Origin of the sequence: Novosphingobium sp. B-7 (assembly GCF_000410615.1) — a bacterium.
GTDB classification, from domain to species: Bacteria; Pseudomonadota; Alphaproteobacteria; order Sphingomonadales; family Sphingomonadaceae; genus Novosphingobium; species Novosphingobium capsulatum.
In genome coordinates this window covers 1-5,824 of the sequence record NZ_APCQ01000456.1, presented here as the reverse complement: position 1 = coordinate 5,824, position 5,824 = coordinate 1, and the positions used below count along the sequence as shown (strand labels likewise).

At 65.7% G+C, this 5,824-nt stretch carries 5 protein-coding genes and 1 pseudogene; 4 read left to right on the top strand and 2 right to left on the bottom strand.

Annotated elements, in window-relative coordinates; translation table 11 throughout:
* Positions 1–250 (bottom strand): annotated as a pseudogene (locus H926_RS25795) (gfo/Idh/MocA family oxidoreductase); the annotation flags it as partial.
* Between the two features lie 250 nt (positions 251–500).
* On the opposite strand from H926_RS25795, the gene H926_RS0105570 reads away from it, so the two are divergent.
* Both H926_RS0105570 and H926_RS0105565 read left to right on the top strand, forming a co-directional pair.
* Positions 501–2,228 carry an IlvD/Edd family dehydratase gene (locus H926_RS0105570; protein ID WP_231627545.1) on the top strand — a complete coding sequence of 576 codons (1,728 nt, stop codon included), beginning with the start codon at positions 501–503 and terminating at the stop codon, positions 2,226–2,228.
* Positions 2,215–3,132, top strand: a complete 918-nt coding sequence (locus H926_RS0105565; RefSeq protein WP_237740980.1) for an SMP-30/gluconolactonase/LRE family protein — start codon at positions 2,215–2,217, stop codon at positions 3,130–3,132. The genes H926_RS0105570 and H926_RS0105565 overlap by 14 nt, the downstream gene beginning before the upstream one ends.
* An 18-nt stretch (positions 3,133–3,150) precedes the next feature.
* Here H926_RS0105565 and H926_RS0105560 read toward each other — a convergent pair whose 3' ends face one another.
* Positions 3,151–3,912, bottom strand: coding sequence for a FadR/GntR family transcriptional regulator (locus H926_RS0105560; RefSeq protein ID WP_171794366.1), 762 nt, complete (start codon positions 3,910–3,912; stop codon positions 3,151–3,153).
* 65 nt (positions 3,913–3,977) lie between these two features.
* Between H926_RS0105560 and H926_RS0105555 the strand changes: the two genes are divergently transcribed.
* Together H926_RS0105555 and H926_RS25790 are read left to right on the top strand one after the other, a co-directional pair.
* Positions 3,978–5,567 (top strand): sodium/sugar symporter, encoded by a 1,590-nt coding sequence (locus H926_RS0105555; RefSeq protein ID WP_022675428.1) that lies wholly within the window; start codon positions 3,978–3,980, stop codon positions 5,565–5,567.
* A 7-nt stretch (positions 5,568–5,574) separates the two neighbouring features.
* Positions 5,575–5,824, top strand: a 250-nt coding sequence (locus H926_RS25790; protein ID WP_237740979.1) for a 2-dehydro-3-deoxygalactonokinase, incomplete at its 3' end; no start/stop codon positions are given.

Here is a 5,824-nt window from a genome sequence, read left to right as displayed (position 1 = left end):
CGATGGCCGCGCGCGCCAGCGGCACGCGCACCGCGGGCGGCGTGCATAGCGCCACGGCATCGAGCTTGCCCGCCTCGCCGGCCAGCATTTCCGCCAGGCCAGCATAGCCGCGCACCCCGTCAAGCCGGTGAACCGGATCGGCCACCGCGACCAGATCGAACCGGGAATTGCCCGCAATCGCGGGGAGGTGCTGGTCGCAGGCGATCTTGCCCAGGCCCACCAGGCCAAGGCGGATCGGAGGGTATGACATTCCAGGTTCCTCGCAAGCTTATGGGGTGGCTCTTTACATTTATCATATATATATGGTTAGAGAGGTCAATGGGCGGGGATTGCAGAACAAAAGCCTGCATCCTGCCCACGGCCGAAGGCACGAAAAGGAGCGGCTTCAAGTGGGCAATGAGCAGACGGAACAGGGCAACGCCGCAGGCAGCGACGCCGGGAAGAGCGGCTTTCGCGCCTTGCGTTCGCGGGCGTGGTTCAACAATCCCGAATCGGCCGACATGACCGCGCTCTACCTGGAACGCTACCTCAACTACGGCCTGACCATCGAGGAACTGCAATCCGATCGGCCGATCATCGGCATTGCCCAGACCGGCAGCGATCTTTCCCCGTGCAACCGCCACCACCTCGTGCTCGCCAGCCGCGTGCGCGACGGCATTCGCGAGGCGGGCGGCATTCCCATTGAATTTCCGCTGCACCCGATCCAGGAAACGGGCAAGCGGCCCACCGCCGGCCTCGATCGCAACCTGGCCTATCTGGGTCTGGTAGAAGTGCTGTTCGGCTATCCGCTCGATGGCGTGGTGCTGACGATCGGCTGCGACAAGACCACGCCGGCGGCCTTGATGGCGGCGGCCACGGTCAACATTCCCGCCATTGCCCTGTCGGTCGGGCCGATGCTCAATGGCTGGCACGAGGGCAAGCGGACGGGCAGCGGCACGATCGTGTGGAAAGCGCGCGAAATGCTGTCCAAGGGCGAGATCGATTTCAAGGGCTTCATCGAACTGGTGGCCAGTTCTGCGCCTTCGACCGGCTATTGCAACACCATGGGCACTGCCACCACGATGAATTCGCTGGCCGAGGCGCTGGGCATGAGCCTGCCCGGCTCGGCCGCGATCCCCGCGCCGCACCGCGATCGCCAGGAATGCGCCTATTACACGGGCAAGCAGATCGTGGAGATGGTTGCAGCTGATCGCAAGCCGTCGGACATTCTCACCCGCAGTGCCTTTCTCAACGCCATTCGCGTCAATTCCGCGATCGGCGGATCGACCAATGCGCCGATCCATCTCAACGCCATTGCCCGCCACGTGGGCGTGGAACTGACGCTGGAAGACTGGGAAAACCATGGCGCCGACATTCCCCTGCTGGTGAACCTGCAACCCTCGGGCGAATATCTGGGCGAAGACTATTTCCGCGCCGGCGGCGTGCCGGCGGTGATGGGTGAACTGGCCCGCGCCGGCTTGCTCGACGGCGCCGCGCTGACTGCCAATGGCAAGAGCGTGGCCGACAACGTGGCCCACGTGAAGATTGCCGACGAGGATGTGATCCGCCCGTTCGATCGCCCGCTCAAGCCGGCGGCGGGTCTCACCGTGCTGGGCGGCAACCTGTTCGATGCTGCTGTCATGAAGAAAAGCGTGATCAGCGACCAGTTCCGCGCACGCTATCTGTCGAACCCCGATGATCCCGAGGCATTCGAAGGCCAGGTCTTTGTATTCGACGGGCCGGAAGACTATCACGCGCGGATCGATGATCCCGCGCTCGGCATCGATGAACGCGCGATCCTGGTGATCCGTGGTGCCGGGCCGATCGGCTATCCGGGCGGGGCAGAGGTGGTCAACATGCGCCCGCCCGCCGCGCTGATCCGCGCCGGGATCGATGCGCTGCCATGCCTGGGTGACGGGCGCCAATCGGGCACCAGCGGCAGCCCCTCGATCCTCAACGCCAGCCCCGAGGCGGCGGTGGGCGGAGGCCTGGCGCTGCTGCGCGATGGCGATCGCATCCGCGTCGATCTGAAAACCCGCAGCGTCAATCTGCTGGTCTCCGATGCCGAACTGGCCACGCGCCGCGCCGCGCTGGCGGCAGAGCCGTTCCGCTTCCCCGAAGACCAGACGCCGTGGCAGGCGATCAGCCGCAAGATCACTGGCCAGTTTGCCGGCGGTGCGGTGATCGAGGATGCCGTGCGGTTCCAGAAGGTGGCCCAGGTCTATGGAGTGCCGCGTGACAGCCACTGATCAAGGCCCTGATCAAGCCACCGATCAAGCCACTATCCAGGTCGTGCCGGTGGACCGCCCTGGTGCGATTCACGGGCACGACCTGCTGGGCGAGGGGCTGATCTGGTCCGACCGCCAGCAGGCGCTGTTCTGGGTCGATATCATCGGCCAGCGCATCAACCGGCTGGACCTGGACAGCGGCATCGTGGCCGAATGGGACGTGCCCGACATGATCGGCTGGGTGCTGGAACGCGAAGGCGGCCCCGGCTTCATCGCCGGGCTGCGCAGCGGCTTTGCCACTATCACGCTCGACCCGTTTTCCTGCGTGCCGATCGGCGCGCCCGAGCCCGATCTGCCGCGCAACCGCATGAACGATGCCATGGTCTGCCCGCAGGGCTGCATCTGGGCCGGCACGATGAACATGGACGGGGAAACCCCGACCGGCAATTTCTACCGGCTCGATCACGATCTGTCATGGACGCGGGTGGACAGCGGCTATCGCATCGCCAACGGACCGGTGCTGTCGGCCGATGGGCAGTGGCTCTATCACACCGACAGCGCGCTGGGCCGCGTCTATCGCTTTGCCTTCCACGGCAACGGCACGCTGGGCCCGCGCGAGGTGTTCCTCGATTTTCCCGAAAGCTGGGGTTCGCCCGACGGCATGACGATCGACAGCGACGGGGGCCTGTGGATCGCGCAATGGGGGGCAGGCAGCGTCAGCCGCTTCCTGGCTGACGGCACCCGCACCCATTGTGTTGCGCTGCCCGCCAGCCAGATCACCAACCTGGCCTTTGCCGGGCCAAGCCGCGATCGCCTGTTCGTCAGCTCTGCCGCCGACGGGGTGGACGAGCCAGCCGGCGGCGCCCTGTTCGAGATCGTCGGTACCGGCTTTCGCGGCTGCCCCACGCCCCGGTTCGGGGGCTGAGGGGCGGCGATGTTGGTGTCAGGCCAGCGCTTCCTCGTTCAGGCGAATGGCATCGAGCGCGTCCTCGATGATCACGCGCATGCGGGCTTGCGCGGTCTGTCCATCGCGCGCCAGGATCGCCTCCATCACCGCCTCGTGCGCGGCAAGATCGGCGCTGCGCCCGACAATGCGGTTGGTATAGCGGATCGAGGTCTTGAGCGCGGTCGACACCACATCGCGGAACTGGCCGAAGAACGGATTGCCCGACGCCTTGAGAATGGCGACGTGGAAGGCAACGTCGGCTTCCAGCACATCGTCCTGCCCCGCATCGGCGGCGCGCATGCGGGCAAAGCCGGCACGGATCAGCGCCAGGCCATCCTCGGTCGCCTCGCGCGCGGCCAGTGCCGCCGCAGCCGGCTCGATCGCCACGCGCAGCTGGCCGAAATGGGTAAGCAGGTCGATCGAAAAGCGGCGCTCGAGCATCCAGCGCAGCACGTCGGGATCGAACAGGTTCCACTGGCTGTCGGGCTGGATGATCGTGCCCTGGCGCGGCCGCGCGCTGACCAGGCCCTTGGCCGTCAGCATCTTGACCGCCTCACGCGTGACAGAGCGGCTGACGCCGTGCGCTTCAGACAACTCCGCCTCGGTCGGAAACGGCCGATCGGCATAGGCGCCGCCCACGATCAGCAGGCCCAGCCGATCGAGCAGACCGTAGGTGAGATTGCGGCCGAGCGCGTCGCGTGCTTCGAGCGGTTGGAATGCCACGGATATCCCTTCACGATGGGGTGCTTTTTTAATCATATAAATAGACGCGGATCAGGATTGGCAAGGCCAAATCCCGCGCAAACGACCAGAGAGGGCGGGAAATGAGCCTATCGACACTCGATGCCACCGTGGTGGCGGCCTATGCCGTGTTCATCTTCGCGCTGGCCCAATGGGTCAGCCGCAAGAAGGCCGGGCACGAAACCGACACGACCGACTACTTCCTTGCGTCCAAATCGCTGCCGTGGTGGGCGATCGGCGCCTCGCTGATCGCGGCCAATATCTCGGCCGAACAGATCGTCGGCATGGCCGGGTCGGGCTATGCGATCGGCCTTGCCATCGCCTCGTACGAATGGATGGCGGCGGCCACGCTGTTGCTGGTCGCCAAGTATTTCCTGCCGATCTTCCTGGCGAACGGCATCTATACCATGCCGCAGTTCCTGGAGCAGCGCTTTGGCCCGACGATCCGCACGGTCATGGCGGTGTTCTGGCTGGTGCTCTATGTCTTCGTGAACCTCACCTCGATCATCTGGCTCGGCTCGGTGGCGGTAATGCAGGTGGCCGGCGTCAACCAGGACGTGGCGCTGGCGGGGCTGGGCATCTTCGCGTTGCTCTATCAGCTGCGTGGCGGGCTCAAGGCTGTGGCGCTGACCGATATCGTGCAGGTGACGCTGCTGGTGCTGGGCGGGCTGGTGATCGCCTGGCTCACCCTGGGGCAGATCGGCCAGCTCTATGGCGATGGGCCGGGTATCCTCTCGGGCTTCAAGGCGCTGGTGCAGCAGACGCCTGATCATTTCCACATGATCCTCTCGGCCAATGATCCGCACTACAAGGATCTGCCGGGCCTGTCGGTGATCATCGGCGGGATGTGGATCGCCAACCTGTCATACTGGGGATGCAACCAGTACATCATCCAGCGCGCGCTGGCCGCCAAGAGCCTGCCCGAAGCGCAGCGGGGCATGGTCTTTGCCGGTTTCCTCAAGCTGATCATGCCGATCATCATCGTGCTGCCCGGCATTGCCGCGGTGCTGCTGGCGCCCAACCTCGCCAAGCCCGACGAAGCCTATCCGGCGATGATGCGCATGCTGCCGCCGGGCCTGCTGGGCCTGGTCTTCGCCGCGCTGGTCGCCGCGATCATCGCCTCGACCGCCAGCAAGATCAATTCGATCGCCACGATCTTCACGCTCGATATCTATGCCCGCTTTGCCAAGGGGCAGCAGAGCGAGAAGAAGCTGGTGACGGTGGGCCGCGTGGCGGCGGCCCTGGCGGTGGTGATCGCCATCCTCACCGCGCGGCCGCTGCTCGGCGGGCTCGACCAGGCGTTCCAGTATATCCAGGAGTTCTCGGGCTTCGTCACGCCGGGGATCACGGTGATCTTCCTGCTCGGCCTGTTCTGGCCGCGCGCGACAGAGGCGGGCGCGCTGACCGGCGCGGTTGCTTCGGTGCTGCTCAGCCTGGTGTTCCGCTTTGGCGGGATCGCCGCGCTCGAGGCAGTGCCGTTCATGAACCGCATGGCCATCATCTTCGTGATTTCGCTGCTCTTGGCCATGGGGGTTTCACTCGCGCGCCCGCAGGTGCAACAAGGCGAGGGCATCCGCAAGGAAGCGCACCTGTTCCGCACCAGCGCCGGCTTCAACGCCGCCGCCGTGGCGATCCTGGCGATCCTGGTGGCCCTCTATGCCTATTGGTGGTGATTTGACCGTGAACGACCGTTTCCTTGCCATCGATTGGGGCACCACCAATCGCCGTGTCTATCTGCTCGATCGCGCGGGTAGCGTGTTGGAGACCTTTCGCGACGATCGCGGCGTGCTGGCGGTGGGGCCGGGCGGCTTTGCCGATGAAGTGGCCGCGATCCGCGCGCGGATGGGCGATTGGCCGGTGGTTGCCGCCGGCATGGTCGGCTCGCAGCGCGGCATCTGCCATGCCCGGCGGGCGCGGATCGGATTGCCGG